Origin of the sequence: Salipiger bermudensis (assembly GCF_019801965.1) — a bacterium.
GTDB lineage: Bacteria > Pseudomonadota > Alphaproteobacteria > Rhodobacterales > Rhodobacteraceae > Salipiger > Salipiger bermudensis_A.
In genome coordinates this window covers 62,438-84,204 of record NZ_JAHVIA010000011.1, presented here as the reverse complement: position 1 = coordinate 84,204, position 21,767 = coordinate 62,438, and the positions used below count along the sequence as shown (strand labels likewise).

Sequence of the window (21,767 nt, the reverse complement as noted above, 5' to 3'; positions counted from 1 at the left end):
ATGATCGGTTTCACCCGCGCACCTTCGACGCTCTACAGCAATCTGCTGCGGCGCAACACCAACGCCCAGATCCAGACCCAGCTCGGGCAGGCCGAGCAGGAGCTCGCCACGGGCGTCAAGAAAGACATCTACAAGTCGCTGGGGCCGAGCGCCTCGCAGGCGCTGAACCTCAACGCCTCGCTGGAGCGCGACGAGGCGCAGATCGCCGCCAACAAGCTGCTTGGCGGCCGCATCGACACGATGAGCAGCTCGCTCGGCGCGATGGGGGAGGCGGTCCAGGCAACGCTCGAACTCGCCGTCGCCAATGCCGGCTCGAACCGTGGCACTGCCGATGGCATCCAGACCCAGGCGGAGGCCTCGCTGGCGTCTCTCATGGCACTGGTCAACACCAATTACGGCGGCATTCCCCTGTTTGCCGGCCCGAGCGATGGCACCACGGCAGTGCAGGATTATGACAGCGCCCGTGCCGATACCGGCCTGACGCCGGAGACGGTCATCGAGGGCGTGCTCGCCGGTGGCCTCGCCACTCCGGCGGATGTGACGGCACGGATCGCCGAGCTCGACGCGATCTTCAGCAACACGGCGGCGAACCCCAACGAGGATTACGACGCCCTGTTCTTCACCGGCACCACGACGGGAAACCGGATGTCTGTCGGCATCGGCGATGGCATCACCATCACCTACGGCGTGCAGGCCAATGACGCCGCGTTCCGGGATGTGTTCCAGGGGCTAGTGATGCTGGCCTCGACCGACGTGACCGAGATCGCCGATCCCGACGCCTACCGGACCTGGGTCGCGGCGGCCAGCGATCGCCTGAGCGCCGGTCTCGCCGGCCTGCTCGACAGCCAGATCCAGCTCGACACCGCTTCGGCGCAGATCGACGAGGCCAACACCCGCATGGAAGACCGCGCCGATCTCTACAAGGGCCGCGTGGCCGATATGGTCGAGGTCGACAGCTACGAGGCCGCGACCACAATCACCGCGCTCGAGACCCAGCTGCAGGCCAGCTACGCCGCCACGGCGCGGCTGTCACAGCTGAGCTTTCTGAACTTCATGCGCTGATCCCGAGGCGGCTGCGATGCGCAGCCGCGCCGGACGCTTTTCCGCAAGCTCGGCCTCGCTTTCCGGGGCCAGCTTGTAGCCGCGGCCGCGGATGGTGCGGATATGCGGATCGCCGGAGGGCGACATCTCTTCGATCTTCTTGCGGATCCGGCAGATATAGACGTCGATCACCTTGTCGAAGGGTTGGTCCTGCGCCATGCCGTAGACCGCATCGTAGATCACCGATTTCGACACCACGCGCGGTGCCGCCAGCGCGATCTGCTGGAAGATCGCCAGCTCGCGCTGCGACAGTTTCATCGGCTGCCCGCCGACGTCCGGATCGCGCCCGTCGAAATAGGCGGTGATGTCGCCGATGCGCAGGGTGCCGGCGGCGTGGCCGTGGAAGCGGCGGGTGATGGCGTTGACCCGGCTGCGCAGTTCGAGCCCGGTTACCGGCCCGACGATATCGTCATCGGCACCGGCATCGAGCGCGTCCATCGCAGCCTCGGGGTCGCGCGACATGCGCAGCACCAGGATCGGATTGCGGCAGCCCGAGCGGCGCAGGCGCGAGATGTGCTCGACAAGGCGCGGATGCTCGGCCAGCAGCACCGGCCGGTCGGCATAGCCATCATTGCCGAGAAGATCGAGCTCCCGGTCGAACAGGTCGTCATTGACGGCGACAGGCTCCCACTCGGCCTCGTCCAGCCTCGAGAGAAGGCCGTGAAAGGCGTTGGATCGCGGCTCGTAAAGATAGATATGCACCACGCACTCCCGATGGGGCCTTCAGATCTTGTTATCCATGACAGGATGCCACGATCATGCTTTGTTAAGCGCGGCGGGTCAAGCATAAGACAAGGATAGTCTGAGTATCCATGAATTAATCATTGCTGACGCACCCTTTTCCATGTTTAATCTTGAAGCAACGGAAACCCATCCAACCCGGAAGCTCATGCGGATTGCAGCCTGTCTCGGCGCCCTGATCGGCGCGCTCTGCCTCGCCCTCCCGGCGCTGGCCGATGTCCGGATCAAGGACATCGCCACCTTCGAGGGCGTGCGTGAGAACCAGCTTGTCGGATATGGCCTCGTCGTGGGCCTCAACGGCACCGGCGACAGCCTGCGCAACTCGCCCTTCACGGAGAAGAGCATCGAGGCGATGCTCGAGCGTCTCGGGGTCGGCAACCTTTCCGACGACAACATCAAGACCAGCAACACCGCCGCGGTGATGGTGACCGCCATGCTGCCGCCCTTCGCGCGGCTCGGCTCGACCATCGATGTGGTGGTCTCCTCGCTCGGCGATGCGACCTCGCTGCGCGGCGGCACGCTGATCGTCACCCCGCTGACCGGCGCCGATGGCGAGGTCTACGCGGTGGCGCAGGGGCCGATCGCCGTTGCCGGCTTCTCGGCCACGGGTGTCGCCGCCTCGGTGACGGAGGGGGTTCCCACGACGGCCCGGATCGAGAACGGCGCCACGGTCGAAAACGAGGTCGATTTCCAGCTGTCGTCGCTGAATTCCGTGCGGATCAACCTGCGAAACCCGGATTTCACCACCGCGGTGCGAATGTCCGACGCGATCAACGATCGCCTCGGCGGCAATTCGGCACGGGTGCTCGATTCCGGCACGGTCGAGCTGGCGATCCACGGGGCCGGCAAGGGCGACGTGCCCGGCGTGCTGTCTGACGTCGAGAACCTGCGGGTCGAGCCGGACAGCATCGCCAAGGTGGTGATCGACGCCAAGACCGGCACCATCGTGATCGGGGCGAACGTGCGCATCGACCGGGTTGCGGTGAGCCAGGGCGGCCTGACGGTGATGGTCCGGGAGGATCCGCTGGTCAGCCAGCCGAACCCGATCACAATCGGCGGCACGACAGTGGTGGTGCCACGCACCACCGTGGCGGTCGACGAGCAGGAGGCGCATTTCACCATCCTCGAAGGCGCCGATGTGAGCCTGCAACGGCTGGTCGATGCGCTCAATGCGATCGGGCTGAGCGCGACGCAGACGATCTCGATCCTGCAGGCGATCAAGGCCGCGGGCGCGCTGCACGCCGATCTCGAAATCATCTGAGGAGCCTCGCTATGGACGTGAGCACCAACATGGCCGCGCTGCAGGTCACCGGCGCGCAGGTGGCGCAGCCCGGTGCCGCAGCGCCGGACGCGCCGCTCAGCGCGATCAAGGAATTCGAGGCGATGTTCCTCACCCAGATGGTCGACGAGATGCTCAAGCAGGTCGAGATCGGCGATTTCGGCGGCGGGCAGGCGGAGGACACCTGGCGCTTCTTCCTGGCCGAGGCCTTCAGCCGCGAGATCGTCGAGCAGGGCGGGGCGGGGCTCTCCGCCAGCCTCGAGCGCGCGCTTTCGGCCTACAGCCAGACCCGCGAGATGGAGTGACCTGCATGGCCGAGACGACCCCCGAACTGACCCATGCCCGCGCCGCGCAGCTGATCGATCGGCTCGCCCGCCTGCTGCGTGACGAGATCGCCGCCATCGGTCAGGGCCAGCTGGCGCGCGTCGAAGAGCTGTATCCGCGGAAAGCCGAGCTTCTTGGCGAAATTGAGACAGCATTTGGATCCGGAAAAAAATATTTCGAAGGTGACGACGCCCAGAGCCAGAAACTGCGCCGCAAGCTCGACGACCTGCGCGATCTTATCCACACCGATCTCGCGCTTTTGAAGCGAATGACCGAAGCAACAGGGGCCGTTGCGCGCGAAATCGAAAGAATCCGGGATCGTCAAAGCCTTCGCGGCCTCTATGATCGTGACGGAACGCCCAAGGAGGGACCTGTGACTCCCTCGCAACGGTTCGACAAGTCGATCTGAATCTACAGAAGTTAAATTTTACACTGTTTCGATTTCGCGTGTTACGCCTGCCCTACGGCAGGACCGTTTTCGTCAGAAAGACGAGCGACAACGATAGAAATCGGAGCAGAAAATAATGTCTTCTATCAATACCAACGCCAGCGCGATGAACGCGCTGTCGACTCTGCGTCAGATCAACTCGAGCCTCGAGAACACGCAGAGCCGCATCTCCACCGGCCTCAAAGTCGAGTCCGGCAAGGACAACGCCTCCTACTTCCAGATCTCGACCACGATGAACTCGGAAAAGGGGATGTATGCGGGCATCAACGAGAGCATGACGCTCGCCAAGAGCTCGGTCTCGACCGCGCGTCTCGGTGCCGAAACCCTCGTGGACCTGACCCAGCAGTTCGTCGACCGCCTGGCATTCGCCCAGGAAGAAGGTGTCGACCAGGCCGCTGTCGGTAAGGAACTCGAAGCCCTCGTCCAGCAGATGCAGACCACGATCAGCCAGTCGTCGTTCAACGGCGAGAACCTGATCAGCAACGCCGGCGTGACCGGTCTGACGGTGCCCGGCACCAAGACCATCACCACCGGTATCAGCCGTTCGGGCGGCACGCTGACCACCACCAGCCAAGACTTCACCATGGTCGATCTCGAGACCCCGGTCGGTCTTGCAGCCGGTGCCTCTGGTTCGGACGCCTCGCTGGCCGACATCGCGGCATCCGTGTCGGGCGAGGCCTACGCGACCGACCTGCAGACCTCGCTGATCGCGGCCGACGCCTTCCTCACCACCATCACCGAACAGGCCACCAGCCTCGGTGTTGCGGAGAAGGCCATCGAGACCCAGCAGACCTTCCTTGGCGAGCTGACCGACCGCATCGAAGTCGGCGTTTCGGCCATGGTCGACGCTGACATGGAAGAAGAAGCTGCCCGTCTGCAGGCACTCCAGGTTCAGCAGCAGCTGGCAACCCAGTCGCTGTCGATCGCCAACTCGGCACCGCAGAACATCCTTTCGCTCTTCCGCTAATTTGGAAGCTTTGACCCGCCAGCCCGGCACGCCCGGGTTGGCGGGTCAGTCCGCATGATTAAGAGTTCCCGTCAGAATGACGGGCTTTAACGATAGAATTCGGAGCAGTATCAATGTCTTCAATTAATACCAATGCAAGCGCGATGAACGCGCTCTCGACCCTGCGTCAGATCAACTCGAACCTCGAGACGACGCAGAGCCGCATTTCCACCGGCCTCAAGGTCGAGTCCGGCAAGGACAACGCCTCCTACTTCCAGATCTCGACCACGATGAACTCGGAAAAGGGCATGTATGGCGGCATCAACGAGGCGATGACGCTGGCGAAGAGCTCGGTTTCGACCGCGCGTCTCGGCGCCGAGACCCTCGTGGACCTCACCCAGCAGTTCGTTGACCGTCTGGCCTTCGCCCAGGAAGAGGGTGTCGACCAGGTTGCCGTCGGCGAGGAACTCGAGGCACTGGTGGCACAGATGGAAACCACCATCAGCCAGTCCTCCTTCAACGGCGAGAACCTGATCAGCACCGCCGGTACCACCGCGATCAACGGCTCCGCACTTGCGGTGGACGTTGCAGGGACCAAGACCGTGACCACCGGCATCAGCCGGACCGGCGCGACCCTGGCCACGACGACCCAGGATTTCGCGATCCTCGATCTTGAGCTCTATGTCGATGACGGCACCACCACCGGTACCGGCAGCCTGACCGCCATCGCGGCAGACATGAAGACCGGCACCACGCTCAACACCCAGGCCCTGCTTGAAGGCGCGCTGACCGCGGCCGACACCATCCTGGGCAAGCTGACCGGCCAGGCCACCAGCCTCGGCGTGTCGGAAAAGGCCATCGAAACCCAGCAGACCTTCCTCGGCGAGCTGACCGACCGCATCGAGGTCGGCGTTTCGGCGATGGTCGATGCGAACATGGAAGAAGAAGCCGCCCGTCTGCAGGCGCTTCAGGTGCAACAGCAGCTGGCGACGCAGTCGCTGTCGATCGCCAATTCGGCGCCGCAGAACATCTTGTCGCTGTTCCGCTAATCCATCCCGGGGGCCACGGCTCCCGGATGACGTGACAATCGGTGGGCGCCCACGGGCGCCCGCCATCCCCCGCCGGAGCATCGGAGCAACCGGGCCCGGACGACGACACACCCCGCACAGAGCCGGGGGAGCAAAGGCAGTAATGGAATGAGCATCTCGGCATACAAGAGCACCATCCGCGAAAGCGCTTCTCCCAAGCAGATCGAAGCACGTGTGTTTGCCCGCATCACGGGCAGCATGGACCAGCACCGGCCGAACTGGCTTGCGGCGCGTGACAAGTTTTCCCGCATGGCGGTGCTGTCGCATGGGCTGCGCGACGCGGTCTCGCAGAACCGCGAGCTGTGGCGCCGTCTGCGCAGCGACCTCGCGGATGACAGCAATGCGCTGCCGCCGGCCCTGCGCGCCAACCTGATCTCGATTTCCCTCTGGGTCGACCGGACCTGCGAAGAGGTGATCGGTGGCGGCGAAGGCCTGCCGGCACTGATCGACGTGAACCAGAACATCCTCGGCGGTCTCACCGGAACCCGCCCCGCACCGGCAGCAGTGGAGCATCATGGCACTCAATCTCACGCTCAAGCCGTTTGAACGGTTCGTCGTCAACGGCTGCATGATGCGCAATGGCGGCCGCAAGTCGACGATCACCGTTGAAACCCGCGCCGACATCGTGCGCGAAACCGACCTGCTGAAACCGGATGCGGCCTCGACGCCCGTCCGGATTGTGTATTTTCTGATCCAGAATGCACTGATCATGCCCGAGCGGCGTGACAAGCTGGTCACCGACATCCAGATCCGTCTGGCCGAGCTGGCCACGGTGTTCGGCAGCGAGCTGCGCCCGCACGTGTTCGAGGCGGCCAACAATGTCAGCCGCGGCGAGTATTTCACCGCGCTGCGCGATCTCAGGCCGCTGATGAAGCGCGAGGAAGAGGTGTTTGGCGCGCTCGTGGCGAAAGAGGAAGAAAACGCATGATCTCGATCTCGGGGATGTCGACTTCGGTGGCGCTGCGACTGGTCAACGCCACCGAGGAGAAGGATCAGGCGCTGCTGCGAGATCAGCCGCAGCACGCGCGGGAGATCGAGTATTTCCTGGAGAATATCGGTTCGGTCGAGAGCGTCGAGGATCTGACCGACGATTACCGCCTCTACAGCTTCGTCATGAAGGCCTACGATCTCGAGGACCAGATCTTCGGCAAGGCGATGATGGAGAAGATCCTCAAGAGCGACATCGACGACCGCACGTCGCTGGTGAACCGGCTGACCGACTCGCGGTTCACGGATTTCCACCGCGCGATGGGCTTCAGCGCCGATGGCGAGAGCAATCTCAACACCATCGACGCCAGCTGGAAGACCGCGATGGTCGACAAATACGTCGACACGCAATGGGTCAATGGCAAGGCCGACGAGAACGAGACGCTCGGCACCGTGCTCGAGTTCCGCCGCAAGGCTTCGAGCATCTCCTCGGCCTATGACATCCTTCGCGATACCGACCTGTCGGAATTCTTCCGCACTGCCTTCGGCCTGCCCGAGGCGATGGCCGGCATCGATATCGACCGGCAGGCCGACGTGATCAACGAACGCCTCGACCTCGAGACGCTGTCGGATCCGGAGGTGGTCGAGGATCTGGTGAAGCGATACGTCGCCCTGAGCGACGCGATCTCGAATCCGGCGCTGGAGAATGACGGCGCGGTGACGCTGCTGAGCGGCGCGCTCAACGCCTCGGCCGGCAATTACATCCCCGCCGTCATCGACATCCAGGCGATCCAGGGCTTCAGCGGCTACAAGCTCCGCTGAGGCCCCCGGGCAACCCTCAGCTCAGAAGATATCCTCGTCATCCTCGCCGAACGGCAGGCGCACCTGGTCGTCGTCGGCGAGCTGACGGGCGTAGTCGAGCATCAAGGCCTGTGCCGCGTTGACGTCGCGGCGGCGCACCGGCCCCATGCTCTCCATCTCCTCGGTCAGCATGTCGCGCGAGCGCGCCGGCAGCGCGTTTAGGAAGGCCTCGCGGGCATTGTCGGTCGCGCCGCGCAGCGCCGTGGGCAGGGTGTTGCCCGGCACGCCGCGCATGATCTTGGCGAGATCCATCGCCTCCATCTTGGCGAGATCCTCGAAGGTGAACATCTTGGCGCGGATGGCATTGAACGTGTCGGGGATCTTCTCCTCGAGCTCGGGCGCCATGTTGTCGAAGGCGTTGCGGTCGAGCTTGTTGAACAGGTCGGCCATGCGCTGGTGCTGCTCGGCGGTGGTCGGCTGCGCGCCGGCATTCATGATGTCGGCCTGCAGCGATTCTTCGATCTGCTGCATCATGTGATGCGGCACCGCCTCCATGCGGATCATCCGCTCGACGACGTTGTGCATCTTCTCCGGCCCGAGGATCGGCAGCACCTTGGCGGCCACGTCGGTGTTCACGTTGGACAGGATCGCCGCGATGGTCTGCTCGTGCTCGCCCTTGAGGTAGTTGGCGATGACGTTTTCCGACAGGGTGTTGAACCGCGCCCAGAGGTCGCGCTCCTTGAGCGGGCCGCGAATGTCCTTGAGGATGCCGTCGACCTTGTCGCCGGGCATCAGCGAGCGCAGCAGGTTCTCCGCCGCCGCGAAGGAGCCGACGACGCCGCCGCCATTGGTGATGTCCTGCACGAAATCGGTCAGCACCTGCTCGACGGTCTCGGACGAGATCGAACCCAGCCCCGACATCGCCCGGGTCATCTGCTGGATCTCGTCGTCGTCGAGCTGCTGCAGCAATGCCGAGCCGCGCTTCTCGCCCAGCGACAGGAACAGCACCGCCGCCTTCTGCGGCCCGGTCAGCTTCTTCGGGCGACGCGCCGGTTTTGCCGAGCCCGAGGTTGTCGTGCGCTTGATGTCAGCAACGGCCATAGCCTGCACCCTTCCTTACGCTACCCGCCGCCAGCCAGCGGGAGATAGCTTTCCATGAGAGACCCGGCCAGCATGTACCAGCCGTCGATGAGGACGAAAAAGATCACCTTGAACGGCAGCGATATCAGCACCGGCGGCAGCATCATCATGCCGGCGCTCATCAGCACCGAGGCGACGATCAGGTCGATGACGAGAAACGGCAGGTAGATCAGGAAGCCGATCGAGAAGGCGCGGCGCAGCTCCGAGATCATGAAGGCCGGCACCAGCTCGCGCCAGCCCACATCCTCGGCGCTCTGTGGCGCGGGCGCGCTCTCGTCGGGAGGCAGGCTGCCTTCGCTGCGCGCGGCGATATCGCGGAATAGCGCCAGATCCTTCTCGCGCGTGTTGGCGAACATGAACAGCTTGAACGGCTCGCCGATCCGCATCAGCGCCTGTTCCTCGGTGATCGCGTTGGTCATCAGCGGCTGGACGCCACCTTCCCAGGCATCCTCGAAGACCGGCTGCATGACGAAGAAGGTCATGAACAGCGCCATCGAGGTCAGCACCATGTTGGGCGGCGACTGGTTCAAGCCGAGCGCCGAGCGCAGCATCGAGAACACGATCACGAAACGGGTGAAGCTGGTCATGATGACCAGAAGCCCCGGCGCCAGCGACAGCACCGTCATCGCAGCGATCAGCTGGATGATGCGGCCCGAGAGCGTGGCGCGCTCGTCCGAGCCCGAGGGGGCCGAGCTCAGCGCGTCGCCGATGGCGCCCAAGAGGTCCGAGCCCGCCGATTGTGCCTGCACTTGCGTGGCGGCCAGCCCGCACAGCCCCGCTGCCAGCAGGCAGAGAAGGACCGCTCTGGAGAGGCCGCCGCACCGGATCATTTCTCGGACACGTAATCCTTGACGATCTCGATCAGCGAGACGCCAAGCCGGTCATCCTCGAGCTTCACCAGATCGCCGCGCGCCACGAGTCGGTCGTTGATCACGACCTCGACCGGCTGGCCGATGCTCTTGTCGAGCTCGATGATCGAGCCGCGGCTGAGCTTGAGAAGCTGTGCGATCGGCATCCGGGTCTGGCCCAGAACGATCTGGACATTCAGCCCCACATTGAGCATCGCGTCGATGGTATTGGCGCCGCCCTTGCTGGCTTCCTCGGCGGCAGCCTCCTCGGCCACGGCCTGCACCACGGTGTCCTGTACGTCGTCTCCGAGCTCTTCGCTCATGTCCTGCTCTCCTGCCTGTCCTGTTCGAGGCGTTGCTCGATCTCTTCCCGCGTCTGTCCCAGCGAGGACAGGATGCGGGTGCAGATTTCCTTGAAGCTGTAGGCCATCACGCCGTGATCCCACTCGGCACGCACGTCACCGGGCCCGAGATCGGGATCCGGCTTGATGTCGATGCGCCCGCCAAGCCCGGCAAGCCGCGCCGCGTGCTGCACCTCGGCGCCCGAGGTCTCGACCGCCTCCGGGGCAAACCAGATCCGCAGCACCGCCGAGCCAAGCGCCATGCGCACGGCGCCTTTCGCCTCGCGCTCGGCCTGCCCCTTGGCGAGCGCGGCGGAGACGTCGGGGGCGAGCTGCCGGAACACCTCGAGCACGAAGCCCACCATCTGGGCCTCGAGCGTCGCATGGTGCCGGTCGGCATCGTCGATCAGCGCGCGCAGGGCCGGGGTCACCGCCTCGAGCGCCGACAGCTGGCGCTGGCTGGCCGAGGCCTGCGTCGCCTGCAGCGTGTCGGTCTGGCCTTGCGCGATGCCGGCCTCGAAGCCTTCGCGCCGGGCATTGGCGACGGCCTCTTCGAATTGCGCGCGGGTGAACACCGCGCCGATCACCGGCTCCTCGCCGCGGCGCGCGGCATCGAACTCGGCGTCGAAATTGCGGTCGAAGACAAAGCTCATGCGTTCGGTCCTTCAGCCAGCCACGAGCGGACCACGGTGATGGCGCCCTCGGGCTCGCGCTCGATCAGCTCGCTCACGGTGTTGATCAGCCCACGCGGCACGCCACCCTGGACCGCGGCCAGCTCGACCATCTCGTCGGCGCCGGGGGGCAGCGGATCGAGCACCGTGCCGGTCTGGTAGACCGGTTGCTCGTTCCCGGCGGCGGCGTTCGATGCGGAGGCGGTGTTGCCGCTGCTGGTGGCAGGCAGGTTGCCGGTGGGCGGCAGGCCGGGCAGTTCGGCACCGCTGCCATCGGCCAGGGCCGGCTGGTCGAACACCCGGTTCAGAGCCGGACGAACGCCGAGCGCCAGCACCGCCGCAACCAACGCCAGCGCGAAAACGCCGCGCAGGATGGTGCCGGTGTTCTCGCTCAGGGTCTGGGCGAAGCTGCGCGACACCGGCTCGCCGACATCCATCGAGTAATCCATGAAGCGCAGGCTCACCACCTCGACGCTGTCGCCGCGCCCCTCGTCGAAGCCGATGGCGCTCTGCACCAGTGCCTCGAGGCGCTGCAGCTCTTCCTGGCTGCGCTCCTCGTATTCCACCGCGCCGCCGTCCTGGACGTTGTAGATGCCGTTGACCAGAACCGCGACCGAGACCTTCTCGATGTCGCCGGGCTCGCGCACCGTCTCCGAGGAGGTGCCCCCGATCTCGTAATTGACGATCTCGTTGGTGCTGTTGGCAGTGTTGCGGTTGCCGCCGGGAACGTCGGCCGCCAGCGCCGCGGGAATGTCATCGGCAACGCCGACCTCGCCACGCGCGGCCGACTGGTCCTCGCGGGTTTCCTCGCGGGTCTCGGTCGAGCGCACCACGCGCTGCTCGGGGTCGTAGGTCTGTTCGCGCACCACCTGCCGCTCGGTGGTGAGATCGACGCTGACCTGCACCCGGGCGTTGCCGGCGCCGACGCGGGCGCTGAGGATCTGGGCGATGCGCTGGCCGAGCCGGTCCTCGATCTGGGCACGGGCGGATTGCAGCGAGGCTTCGCTGCCGGCCTCGCCATCTTCGGCAAGGATGGTCTCGCCGGTGGCCGAGAGCACGGTGACCTGCGCGGGCGCCAGATCCGGCACCGCCGAGGCGACCAGCGAGCGGATGGCGCGGGCCTGCCGCATGCCGATCTGGCGCGAGCCGCGCACGATGACGGAGGCCGAGGGGCGAGGGCGTTCGCGCGAGAACGGCTCGCGCTCGGGCAGGACGAGGTGGACGCGGGCAGCCTCGACGCCGTCGATGGTCTGGATCGAGCGGGCCAGCTCGCCTTCCATCGCGCGGGCGCGGTTGACCCGCTGCATGAAGGTGTTCATGCCGAGCCCGCTGGCCTCGTCGAAGATTTCCCAGCCCGGGGTGCCGTCATTGGGAAGCCCGGCACCAGCCAGCAGCATGCGGGCGCGGGCCATATCCTCGCCCGGAACGCTGACCGCGGTGCCCGCCATGTCGGTGCGCGAGCGAATTCCGGCCTGCTCCAGCGATTCGACCATGCGCCCCGCCTCTGCGGGAGAGAGGTCACGGTAGAGCGACACATAATCCGGCGTCGTCACCGCGGAAAGCCCGAAGAACATGGCGAAAACCATCGCCACGCCGGCCCCGCCAAGGACCGTCAGACGCTTCCAGCCCAACGATTTCAGATTGTCTAAGATGCCCTGCACGCGAAGTTCTGCCTATTCCCCTGTCTTTCCCAAGGATAACCATAATTATTCTTGACCGGCAAGAACTAGCTCACCTTTTATACTTGCTTAGAGCAGCCTTTCTGCGCATTGTGGTGCAAGATTAGAACAACTTCGAAGAACAGGGGCGATGGCCGACTCAACCGGGACCTCCCAGGACGCGGAAACGCCGAAAAAGAAGAAGCTGCTGCGCATCGTGGCGCTGCTTTTGCTGTGCGTTGTGGCCCTTGCGGGCGGCTTCGTCGCGGCGGTCGGTCCGCAGCGCGCAATGCAGATGGTCGGGCTGGGCGGTGGCACGGAAGACGAGATGGCTGCCGCCGAGGATGATCATGCCGAAGACGTTGCCGCCGATGCGGGCGGGGATGGTCACGGCGCGTCCCCTGCGACCCCGGCGGGGCTTCCGGGCGAGCACATCGTGGTGACGCCGTTCCAGGAGATCATCGTCAACATCACGGCGACCACCGCCACCGGCCGCCAGACGACGCGCTTCCTCAAGCTCAACCTTGCCCTGGCCTATGACACACGCGTCTCGGGCGCCGAGAACATCGAGAGCCGCAAGCTCTTCCTGCGCGACAGCTTCCAGGAATACCTGCGGCAGCTGAACGAAAACGACCTGCAGGGCTCGATCGGGCTGGTGCGGCTCAAATCCGAGCTGCTGCGCCGCGCCCGTGCCATCTCGGATAGCGACGCGCCGCAGGAATTCCTCATCGCGGACCTGATCGTACAATGAGCACGGCACGGACCCTCACCCCCGACACCCGCGCCGTCGAGGAGCTGATCGTCGAACGGGCGCGGCTGTCCTACGCCCGCCTGCCGATGCTCGAAGTGGTGTTCGACCGCTTCTCGCTGTCGCTGGCCCAGACCCTGAAGAGCTATCTCGGCGCCATGGCCGAGGTCAGTCTCGGCGGCATCGACTATCTCAGCTGCCAGGATGCGCTCAAGGATCAGACCGACCCCTCGCTGATCTCGGTCACCACCGCGGAGGAGTGGAACGGCACTATCGCCGCGATCATGACGCCGGAGCTGCTGTTCGGCATCATCGAGATCACCTTCGGCGGCCGCACCGTCGCCACCGGCGAGAAGAAGACGCGCAACTTCACCAGTATCGAGAAGCGCATCGGCGAGAACTTCGCGGCAACCGTGCTGCGCGACCTGTCGAACGCCTTCGCCAAGGTCACGCCCGTGACGTTCGATATCAGCCATCTCGAGACCAACCCCAAGGCGCTGCTGCTGGCGCCGCCGGCCAGCGCCTGCGTGCGGGCACGGCTGACCATCGATATCGAGGGCCGTGAGGGGGAGATGGTCTTCGTCCTGCCGAACACCGCGTTCGAGAAGGTCAGCCACATCCTGTCGCAGCAGTTTACCGGCGGCCAGCTCGGCGGCGACAGCGGCTGGCGCCTCAAGATGACCGACATGCTGGGCCACACCAACGTGCCGATGTCGGCGGTGATGGGACAGGCGGTGCTGCCGATGCGCGACGTGCTGGCCTGGGCCCCGGGCCAAGTGCTCGACCTCGGCATCCAGACCGACGACCCGGTGACGCTCTGCTGTGCCGGCAAGGAAATCGCGCGCGCCGAGGTCGGCCATCGCAAGAATGGCCGGATTGCGCTGAAACTCTCGGAAAAGCTCTACGAAGAAAAGGACTCCCCCGATGACCTTCGTGATTGATATCGCTATTCTTGTGTTGCTTGTGGGTACCCTGACTTATGCTTGGGTCGTCGATCGGCGCGTGCGCAGCCTGATGCGGGTCCTGCGCGAGATGGAGCCGATGATCGGCAACTTCTCCGAAGCGGTCGACCGCAGCGAAAGCACGGTCTCGGTGCTGCGCTCGCTGGGCCAGCAGGCCGAGCCCAAGGCGCGCCCCCAGCGCGAGCGTGAGCGTGAGCCTGAAATGACCCGCGCCGAGCCCTCCTTCCGCACCACCCGCGAGCGCCCCGCGCGCCCGACCGGTGCGACCAAGGCCTCGGGCAAGTCCGAGCTGGTACGCGGCTTCTTCGAAACCGTCCGGCAGCGCGAGGCCTGATCCCGTATGCGTCCGATCACCTTCGTTCTCGCCGGCCTCGCCCTCGCGGTGGTGGCCAAGATCGGTGTCACGCTGATGGATGAGCCCGGCTTCTCCTCGGCCGGAACTGAGGACAACACGCCCTTCGTCAGCGCGGCTTCCGCCGCCGCCAGCGATGCCGACATGCCGACCAGGACGCCCGAGCCGCAGGTCTGCGAGGCGCCGGAAGAGCTGCTGGCCTCGATCCAACAGGAGCGCGAGCTGCTCGAGGCGCAGAAGGAGCAGCACGCCAAGCGCGAGGCCGAGCTGGACCTGACAGCGGAAACGCTCGAGATCGAGCAGCAGCGGCTCGCCGACCTCAAGTCCGAGCTCGAGGCGCTGCTCGACAAGGTGAAGGCGGCGCATACGGCGGATGTCGACCGGCTCGTCGCGCTCTATCGCAATATGAAGCCCAAGGATGCGGCGGCGATCATGAACGATCTCGACATCGAAGTCTCGGTCATGGTGCTCGGCACCATGAACGAGCGCGATGCGGCACCGATCCTGGCGGCGCTCACGCCGGTCCGGGCGCGGGCGATCTCGCAGATCATCCTCGAGCGCTCCAAGCTGCCCGGCGACCAGCGACTGAACGACATCAAGCTCTGACACCGGCCACCGGCTGTCCTTTCTCCGCATCACGCCATGGGGCCGCCGGCCATGCCGGCTGGCCCCTTCGGCGCAGGGCGGTTAGCCTTGCAATGAACGACCGCGCCGGCAGGGCGGGGCGATGGTAAGGAGACCGAGCATGAAACCCGCAACCCTCATCCTGATGATCGTTGCCACCCTCGGCCTCGCGGCCTGCGGGGTGCCCTTCGTGCCGCTGATCTGAGCGCCGCGGATCCGCTTAGTCCCTGCGCCGCTCGGCGGACTCGTTCCCCTTCGATTGTTTCGTCGCGCAAGACACAGAGCATGACATTGCGCCGCCCGGCGCAATCTCGACGCGCAACGGTTCTGCCGGCGCGCGGCGGCCCTGCCTGCCTTCTCGAAAGCGCTCCTTCCTGAAACAGCTTCATTCAGATAATATTTCGAGACTTGAAATGTTTCGATTGTCGAAGTAAATCGCCTCCCGAAAGGGGACCGCCCGTGCCGACTCTCGCAGACCGCCTTCTCGACCCGTCCGGAGGCCAGCTCCCGCAGGAGCTGCGCATCCTGTTTGGCCATTTCGTGCTCTCGCATGCGCTCGACGAGCAGATGGACCACTGCCAGGTGGCCAGCGCGCTGACCAAGCCCGAGCGCAAGCTGATGCTGCATCTCGGGGTGCCGCGCCGGATGGGGCAGCTCGCCGAAGACCTGAACACCCAGCCCTCGACGGTGACGGCGGTGGCCGACCAGCTCGAGGCCAAGGCGATGGTGCTGCGCGAACGCGACCCGGACGATCGCCGCGCCTGGCAGCTGCGCCTGACCGAGACCGGGCAGGCGGCCCGAAGCGACCTGATCGAGCGCGTCGTGGCGCAATTCCGCGAGCTCTCCGGCCTGACCCCCGACGAAATGACCCAGCTCGCCACGCTGATGGACCGCGTGGCCGAACGTATCCTGCAGAACGGACTGCCGAAGGGATTCACCCTATGACCATTTTCTCCCGGTTCCCCCTCGCCGCCGCCGCGGTGGCGATAAGCCTCGCCGCGTCGCAGGCGTCGCTCGCCCAGACCGAGCCGCAACCCTCGCTGCGCCCGGTGAAGCTCGCCGTGGTCGAGGCCGGTGCGCAGGAGCTCACCCGCCAGTTCTTCGGCAAGGTGGTGGCGCGGCGCACCGTCGACCTCGCCTTTCAGGTCGGCGGCCAGATCGAGCGCTTCCCTGTGGTCGAGGGCAGCTCCATCGAGGAAGGCGCGCTGATCGCGCAGCTCGACCTGCGGCCCTTCGAGCTCTCTCTCGATCAGGCGCAGCTGCAGAAGGAGCAGGCCGATCGCAATCTCGACCGCCTCGACAGGCTGCGCGGCGGCACGGTGAGCGAGACGACGCTCGACGATGCCCAGACCCAGGCCGGCCTGACCCGGATCGCCGTCGACAACGCCCAGATCGCGCTCGACGATGCCACGCTCTATGCCCCGTTCGACGCGCTGGTCGCCTCGCGCAGCGTCGAGAACTATACCACGATCTCCGCCGGCACCCCGGTGGTGCGGTTGCACGACATGTCGGAAATCCGGGTCGAGATCGACGTGCCAGAGGTGCTGATCCAGAAGGCCGACGTGGCCGACGACGTCAGCGTGCTGGCACGCTTCCCGTCCTCGCCCGAGACCTACGAGATGACCGTGCGTGAGCTCAACGCCGAGACCTCGGCAATCGGCCAGACCTACCGCGCCACCTTCGGCATGGCCCCGCCCGAGGGGCTCGACGTGTTGCCCGGCTCCTCGGTGACGGTGATCGCGAAGCTGAGCCGCGGCGTGCCGCGCATCGAGATCCCCGCAGCGGCGGTGCAGATCGCCTCGGACGGCTCGACCTTCGTGTTCCGCTTCGATCCCAAGGGCGCGGCCGAGGGCACGCTCACCCGGTTGCCCGTCACCGTCGAGCCGACCGATGACGGCGGCGTCGCGGTGATCGACGGGCTGCAGTCGGGCGACGAGATCGTCGTCGCCGGGGTCAGCGACCTCACCGACGGCATGAAGGCGCGCCGCTTCGTCGGCTTCGGCGAGTGAGGGCCGCGCCATGACCACCATCGCACGCCACTCCATCGAGCGGCCGATCTACACGTGGATCCTGATCCTGATCCTGTTCTTCGGCGGCATCTGGGGCTTCTTCTCCATCGGTCGGCTCGAAGACCCGGCCTTCACCATCAAGAACGCCGTCATCGTCACCCAGTATCCCGGTGCCTCCGCCGAGCAGGTGGCGACCGAGGTCTCGGAGCCGCTGGAATCCGAGATCCAGAAGATGGGCGAGCTGAAGACCATCACCTCGGTCAACCGCCCCGGCGTCTCGACCATCGAGGTCGAGATCAAGTCGACCTATGACGGCACCGAGCTGCCGCAAATCTGGACCGACCTGCGCAACCGCGTGGGCGATGCCCGGCTGCCCTCCGGGGCCGGCATTCCCTACGTCAACGACAGCTTCGGTGATGTCTACGGCCTGTTCTACGCCATCACCGCCGAGGGCTTTTCCGACGCAGAGAAGCACCGGCTGGCAATCTTCCTGCGCCGCGAGCTGCTCGCGGTCGAGGGGGTGGCGGATGTCGATACCGCCGGCCTGCCCGACGAGGCGATCTTCGTCGAGCCCGACATCGCCCGCGCGGTCAACCAGAACATCCCGCCCTCGGCGCTGGCCTCGGCGATCTCGGAAGCCGACAGCGTCTCGCAGGCAGGAACGCTCGAGCGCGACGGCTCGCGCACGGTGATCCAGCGCCCGCAGGGCGAGGACACGGTCTCGGCCATCGCCGGCCTGACCGTGGGCGTGCAGGGCGAGATCATCAACCTCATCGACCTCGCCGAAGTCTATCGCGGACGGCAGGACAACCCCGACCTGATCATCCGGCAGAACGGGCAGGAAGCCTTCACCCTCGGCGTCGCGGGCCTCTCGTCGGAGAACATCGTCGAGGTCGGAGAGCGGGTCGATGCCAAGCTCGCAGAGCTCGACAAGGACATCCCCTTCGGTGTCGAGATCACCCCGATCTACCAGCAGCACGTGGTGGTCGACGAAGCGTCGAACGCCTTCCTGCTCAACCTCGCCACCTCGGTCGCCATCGTGGTCATCGTGCTGGCGCTGGCGATGGGCTGGCGCGCCGCCGTCGTGGTGGGCGCGACGCTGCTGCTGACGGTGATCGGGACGGTGTTCTTCATGGCGCTGTTCTCGATCGAGATGGAGCGCATCTCGCTCGGGGCGCTGATCATCGCCATGGGCATGCTGGTCGACAACGCCATCGTGGTGGCCGAGGGCATGCAGGTCTCGATGCTGCACGGCAAGCGCGGCCCGGCGGCCGCCGACGAGGCGACGCAGAAAACCCAGGTGCCGCTGCTCGGTGCCACCGTCATCGGCATCATGGCCTTTGCCGGCATCGGCACCAGCCCCGACGCCACCGGCGAATTCCTGTTCTCGCTTTTCGCGGTCATCGGCATGTCGCTGATGCTGTCCTGGATCCTCGCCATCACCGTGACGCCTTATCTCGGCAATAAGCTCTTCGTGACCAAGGACGAGGGCGATCACGATGCCTATGGCGGGTTCTTCTTCCGCCTCTTTGGCCGCACGCTCGACCTTGCGCTGCGCCTGCGCTGGCTGGTCGTCGTCGGGCTGATCGCGCTGACGGCGGTGTGCTTCAACGCCTTCGCAAAGCTGCCGCAACAGTTCTTCCCCGACAGCAACACGCCGCTGTTCTTCGTTCATTACAAGCTGCCGCAGGGCGCCTCGATCGCCAAGACCTCGGAGGATCTGCGGGTGCTCGAAGACTGGCTGGCCGAGCGCGACGAGGTCGTCGCCACCACCACCTTCGTGGGGCAGGGCGCGACGCGGTTCATGCTGACCTACCAGGCCGAGAAGGCCAATCCGTCCTACGGCCACATCATCGTGCGTACCGCGACGCTGGATGAGATCCCGCAGCTGAAATCGGATCTCGACGCCTTCGGCGCCGAGGCGCTGCCGCAGGGCGAGATGCGCACCAAGCGGCTTGTCTTCGGCCCCGGCGGCGGCGATCCGGTGGCGGCGCGGTTCTCCGGGCCCGACCCGGAGGTGCTGCGCAACCTCGCCATCGAAGCGCAGGCGGTCATGAAGGAAGCCAGCGACAAGATCACCACCACCCGCACCGACTGGCGCGAGCAGGAGCTGGTGCTGCGCCCGCTCTATGCCACCGACCGGGCGCAGGCGGCTGGGATCAGCCGCGACGACATCTCCCGCACCCTGCTCACCGCCACCGACGGCGCCCAGGCGGGCACTTATCGCGAGGGCGAGCGCCTGATCCCGATCCTTGTGCGCGAGGATCCCGACAGCGATCTGACGCTGATGGATCAGGTGATCTATTCCAGCGCGGCGGAGTCCTTCGTGCCGATCGAGCAGGTCGTCGACGGCTTCGAGTTCATCCCCGAAAACACGCTGGTGCACCGCCGCGACCGGGTGCTGACCATCACCGTGGGCGCCGATATCGTCGACGGCGTGACCGCCGCCACCGCCTTCGGAGAGGTGCGCGGCGCGGTCGAGGCGATGGAGCTGCCGCTGGGCTACAAGCTCGAATGGGGCGGCGATTACGAAAGCTCGAGCGAGGCGCAGGCGGCGCTCGGCACGCAGCTTCCGGTCAGCTTCCTGATCATGGTGCTGATCTCGATCCTGCTGTTCAACGCGCTGCGACAGCCGCTGATCATCTGGCTGCTTGTCCCGATGTCGGTCAACGGCGTGGTGCTGGGGCTCGGCCTCACCGGCCTGCCATTCAGCTTCACCGCGCTGCTGGGCCTGCTGTCGCTGTCGGGGATGCTGATCAAGAACGGCATCGTGCTGGTCGAGGAGATCGACCTGCTGCGCGAGGAGGGCCAGGCGCTGCGCCCGGCAATCATCCGCGCCTCGACCTCGCGCCTGCGCCCGGTGGTGCTGGCAGCGGCGACGACGATCCTCGGCATGGCCCCGCTCCTGGGAGATGCGTTCTTCGTCTCGATGGCGGTGACGATCATGGGCGGTCTGGCCTTCGCCACGGTGCTGACGCTTGTGGCCGCCCCGGTGCTCTACTACATCTTCTTCGCCCGCGAAGAGCGCCGCGCAGTCGAGGCGGCGGTACAGCCCGCGTCGTGATCCGCTCTGCGCCGGGAGGGCTCCTCTTCCGGCGCAGGCGCTCAGGCGCCCTCGGACTGCCGCTCAGGCGGGGTCGGGCAGGGTGATGTCGAGCCGGGCCACCGGAACCTGCAGCACATCGAAGCCGATGATTGTGAGCTGTCCGGCGCCTTGCAACGCCTCGTTCAGCACCGCTGCGCCCTCTGGCAGCGGCAGGCGGGCCGGGTCTCCCGCCGGCAACGCTCCGTACTCCTCGAGCAGTCGGGCCCGCGAGGTCCAGTTTCCGAGCGCCGGGGCGTCCGAGCGCAACCAGCTCAGCACCCGCGGCACCAGCTCAGCGGCATCCATGACAGGGGTGGGCTGCGGATAGATCACCCAGCCGGGCTCGGAGAGCAGCCCGTCACCTTCGGGTGGTGTGGTGTAGACACGCAGGGAATTGACCTCGCGCGCCTCGGCGATTTCCGCCAGATCCCCCGGCGCAAGCCGCTCTGTCCTGAGCCGCCCGAGATCCTGCGCGGTCTCCTCCGCGGCGCCCCAGAGCCGCGCCTGCCGCTCCGCCGAGAAGGCGCCCAGATTGCCGAGGATCATCGTTGCGGTGCCGTCGAGCGAGGCGGTTCCGATCTCGGGATAGAGACTGAACCCGCCGCTCTCGGGAACATGGAACCGCGCGAATTTCACCTCCACATGCGCGGACAGGATCTGCCGCGCCCGAGCGCGCTGCTCCGGGCTGGCCCCGGCCCAGAGATGACGCAGCAGCATGCGGATGCCCTTGGTGGTGGAGATGTTCCAGTCGTGCCAAGCATCGAGCCCCGCGCCCTCGGGCAGCGGCCGGTCGATGAGCTCGAGCGTCGTTGCCACCATGCGGTCGCGGTAGCGCAGCGGCTGCTCCGGAACCCTGTCCTGCCCGTTGCGGTCGAGGAAGATCTTGATCACCGAAGCCGTGTTGTTGAGATCGACCCGCGCCAGGCTGCCGTCGCGGCGCGACCGCGGCCCCCAGTAGCCGGTCTCGGGATCCTGCGTGTCGTGGAACCAGTCGCGCAGCGCCTCGAGATAGGCCGGCGAGAAATCGTAAAGCTGGTTCTCGCGGATCGCGCTTTCGCCGTTCAGCACGCTGGCGAGGCTGCGGGCGAAGACATACGTGGTCTCCGGGAAGCGGTTGCCGAGCCAACCGATGATCGAGACCTCGTCGAGGAAGGACCGCAGCGCCTCGGGCTCGGCGATCTCGTCGAGATAGCGCAGCGGATGATCGAGCGTTAGCGGCCCGCCGCTCTCGCGCGCCAGCGCCGCGAGATGTCCGACGACGTTCTCGGTGGGCTCGTTGTAGCTGGAGAACGGGAAGGTCGGATCGATGAAGGCGCCGGTCTGCGGATCCTGCAGCGCGCGGAAGAAGCGCGCCTCCTCCTCTGGGCTGGCCGCTTCGGGGATCTTCGTCAGCCCCTCGCGGCTTTCGAGCTGGTCGCGCAGGCGCGTCAGCGTGGTGAGCGCCGTCAGGTAGCGGCCATTGTCGAGGTGGTGGACGATGCCCAGCAGCTTGAATTCGAAGCCGGCCATGTAATAGCCGTCGGCGATCAGGTCACTGTTGAGCCGGAAGACCTCCTTGCCCTGCTGGCGGAACCACAGACCGGCCCCGCCAAGAGCGAGCAGGGCCACCAGAACGCTGGCTGCCAAAACGCGCCAGAGGATCTTGTGCGACACCCGCATCGCTCACACCATCCC

General features: G+C 66.0%; 23 protein-coding genes. 16 read left to right on the top strand and 7 right to left on the bottom strand.

What is annotated here, in order from left to right:
* The gene (locus KUV62_RS21215) at positions 1 to 1,062 is read left to right on the top strand and encodes a flagellin (RefSeq protein ID WP_222605752.1); all 1,062 of its coding nucleotides are present in this window, start codon (positions 1 to 3) and stop codon (positions 1,060 to 1,062) included.
* Here the strand turns inward: KUV62_RS21215 and KUV62_RS21210 are convergent.
* Positions 1,030 to 1,803, bottom strand: a complete 774-nt coding sequence (locus KUV62_RS21210; protein ID WP_315901606.1) for a response regulator transcription factor — start codon at positions 1,801 to 1,803, stop codon at positions 1,030 to 1,032. The two genes, KUV62_RS21215 and KUV62_RS21210, sit on opposite strands and share 33 nt — an antisense overlap.
* Before the next feature lie 187 nt (positions 1,804 to 1,990).
* Between KUV62_RS21210 and KUV62_RS21205 the strand changes: the two genes are divergently transcribed.
* The 8 genes from KUV62_RS21205 to KUV62_RS21170 all read left to right on the top strand — a co-directional run bounded on the left by KUV62_RS21205 (position 1,991) and on the right by KUV62_RS21170 (position 7,676).
* Positions 1,991 to 3,103, top strand: coding sequence for a flagellar basal body P-ring protein FlgI (locus KUV62_RS21205; RefSeq protein ID WP_222605750.1), 1,113 nt, complete (start codon positions 1,991 to 1,993; stop codon positions 3,101 to 3,103).
* 11 nt (positions 3,104 to 3,114) lie between these two features.
* The gene (locus KUV62_RS21200; protein WP_222605749.1) at positions 3,115 to 3,426 is read left to right on the top strand and encodes a hypothetical protein; all 312 of its coding nucleotides are present in this window, start codon (positions 3,115 to 3,117) and stop codon (positions 3,424 to 3,426) included.
* Positions 3,427 to 3,431: 5 nt separating this feature from the next.
* Entirely contained in the window at positions 3,432 to 3,854 is a 423-nt protein-coding gene (locus KUV62_RS21195; RefSeq protein WP_222605748.1) for a hypothetical protein, read from the top strand.
* A gap of 115 nt (positions 3,855 to 3,969) precedes the next feature.
* A complete protein-coding gene (locus KUV62_RS21190; protein ID WP_222605747.1) occupies positions 3,970 to 4,860 on the top strand; it encodes a flagellin in 891 nt (296 codons plus the stop codon).
* A gap of 113 nt (positions 4,861 to 4,973) precedes the next feature.
* On the top strand, positions 4,974 to 5,888 hold the full coding sequence (locus tag KUV62_RS21185; RefSeq protein WP_222605746.1) for a flagellin: 915 nt from the start codon (positions 4,974 to 4,976) through the stop codon (positions 5,886 to 5,888).
* Between the two features lie 147 nt (positions 5,889 to 6,035).
* Positions 6,036 to 6,473, top strand: a complete 438-nt coding sequence (locus KUV62_RS21180; RefSeq protein ID WP_222605745.1) for a flagellar biosynthesis regulator FlaF — start codon at positions 6,036 to 6,038, stop codon at positions 6,471 to 6,473.
* Positions 6,442 to 6,855: a flagellar biosynthesis repressor FlbT gene (locus tag KUV62_RS21175; RefSeq protein ID WP_222605744.1), complete on the top strand. Its 414-nt coding sequence runs from the start codon at positions 6,442 to 6,444 to the stop codon at positions 6,853 to 6,855. The genes KUV62_RS21180 and KUV62_RS21175 overlap by 32 nt, the downstream gene beginning before the upstream one ends.
* A complete protein-coding gene (locus tag KUV62_RS21170; protein WP_222605743.1) occupies positions 6,852 to 7,676 on the top strand; it encodes a DUF1217 domain-containing protein in 825 nt (274 codons plus the stop codon). The genes KUV62_RS21175 and KUV62_RS21170 overlap by 4 nt, the downstream gene beginning before the upstream one ends.
* Before the next feature lie 21 nt (positions 7,677 to 7,697).
* On the opposite strand, the gene KUV62_RS21165 is transcribed toward KUV62_RS21170, so the two are convergent.
* The 5 genes from KUV62_RS21165 to fliF are packed head-to-tail and all read right to left on the bottom strand — an operon-like array spanning position 7,698 to position 12,316.
* Positions 7,698 to 8,756, bottom strand: coding sequence for a flagellar motor switch protein FliG (locus KUV62_RS21165; protein WP_222605742.1), 1,059 nt, complete (start codon positions 8,754 to 8,756; stop codon positions 7,698 to 7,700).
* Between the two features lie 20 nt (positions 8,757 to 8,776).
* The gene (gene fliP / locus KUV62_RS21160) at positions 8,777 to 9,625 is read right to left on the bottom strand and encodes a flagellar type III secretion system pore protein FliP (RefSeq protein WP_222605741.1); all 849 of its coding nucleotides are present in this window, start codon (positions 9,623 to 9,625) and stop codon (positions 8,777 to 8,779) included.
* A complete protein-coding gene (locus tag KUV62_RS21155) occupies positions 9,622 to 9,966 on the bottom strand; it encodes a FliM/FliN family flagellar motor switch protein (RefSeq protein WP_222605740.1) in 345 nt (114 codons plus the stop codon). Before KUV62_RS21155 ends, fliP begins: the two co-directional genes overlap by 4 nt.
* On the bottom strand, positions 9,963 to 10,637 hold the full coding sequence (locus KUV62_RS21150) for a hypothetical protein (protein ID WP_222605739.1): 675 nt from the start codon (positions 10,635 to 10,637) through the stop codon (positions 9,963 to 9,965). The genes KUV62_RS21155 and KUV62_RS21150 overlap by 4 nt, the downstream gene beginning before the upstream one ends.
* Positions 10,634 to 12,316: a flagellar basal-body MS-ring/collar protein FliF gene (fliF, locus tag KUV62_RS21145; RefSeq protein ID WP_222605738.1), complete on the bottom strand. Its 1,683-nt coding sequence runs from the start codon at positions 12,314 to 12,316 to the stop codon at positions 10,634 to 10,636. Before fliF ends, KUV62_RS21150 begins: the two co-directional genes overlap by 4 nt.
* A 148-nt stretch (positions 12,317 to 12,464) precedes the next feature.
* Here fliF and fliL point away from each other — a divergent pair, with 148 nt between their 5' ends.
* The 7 genes from fliL to KUV62_RS21110 all read left to right on the top strand — a co-directional run bounded on the left by fliL (position 12,465) and on the right by KUV62_RS21110 (position 20,072).
* Positions 12,465 to 13,064 carry a flagellar basal body-associated protein FliL gene (gene fliL, locus KUV62_RS21140; RefSeq protein WP_222605737.1) on the top strand — a complete coding sequence of 200 codons (600 nt, stop codon included), beginning with the start codon at positions 12,465 to 12,467 and terminating at the stop codon, positions 13,062 to 13,064.
* Positions 13,061 to 14,002 (top strand): flagellar motor switch protein FliM, encoded by a 942-nt coding sequence (locus KUV62_RS21135; protein WP_222605736.1) that lies wholly within the window; start codon positions 13,061 to 13,063, stop codon positions 14,000 to 14,002. Before fliL ends, KUV62_RS21135 begins: the two co-directional genes overlap by 4 nt.
* Complete coding sequence (locus KUV62_RS21130; protein WP_222605735.1) at positions 13,986 to 14,357, top strand: flagellar motor switch protein; 372 nt, start codon at positions 13,986 to 13,988, stop codon at positions 14,355 to 14,357. Before KUV62_RS21135 ends, KUV62_RS21130 begins: the two co-directional genes overlap by 17 nt.
* A 6-nt stretch (positions 14,358 to 14,363) precedes the next feature.
* Positions 14,364 to 14,981, top strand: coding sequence for a MotE family protein (locus KUV62_RS21125; protein ID WP_222605734.1), 618 nt, complete (start codon positions 14,364 to 14,366; stop codon positions 14,979 to 14,981).
* Between the two features lie 477 nt (positions 14,982 to 15,458).
* Positions 15,459 to 15,944, top strand: a complete 486-nt coding sequence (locus KUV62_RS22840) for a MarR family winged helix-turn-helix transcriptional regulator (protein WP_222605733.1) — start codon at positions 15,459 to 15,461, stop codon at positions 15,942 to 15,944.
* Positions 15,941 to 17,008 carry an efflux RND transporter periplasmic adaptor subunit gene (locus tag KUV62_RS21115; protein ID WP_222605732.1) on the top strand — a complete coding sequence of 356 codons (1,068 nt, stop codon included), beginning with the start codon at positions 15,941 to 15,943 and terminating at the stop codon, positions 17,006 to 17,008. Before KUV62_RS22840 ends, KUV62_RS21115 begins: the two co-directional genes overlap by 4 nt.
* A 10-nt stretch (positions 17,009 to 17,018) precedes the next feature.
* Positions 17,019 to 20,072 carry an efflux RND transporter permease subunit gene (locus KUV62_RS21110; RefSeq protein WP_222605731.1) on the top strand — a complete coding sequence of 1,018 codons (3,054 nt, stop codon included), beginning with the start codon at positions 17,019 to 17,021 and terminating at the stop codon, positions 20,070 to 20,072.
* A gap of 63 nt (positions 20,073 to 20,135) precedes the next feature.
* Here KUV62_RS21110 and KUV62_RS21105 read toward each other — a convergent pair whose 3' ends face one another.
* On the bottom strand, positions 20,136 to 21,746 hold the full coding sequence (locus KUV62_RS21105) for a hypothetical protein (RefSeq protein ID WP_222605730.1): 1,611 nt from the start codon (positions 21,744 to 21,746) through the stop codon (positions 20,136 to 20,138).
* Positions 21,747 to 21,767: the final 21 nt, after the last annotated feature.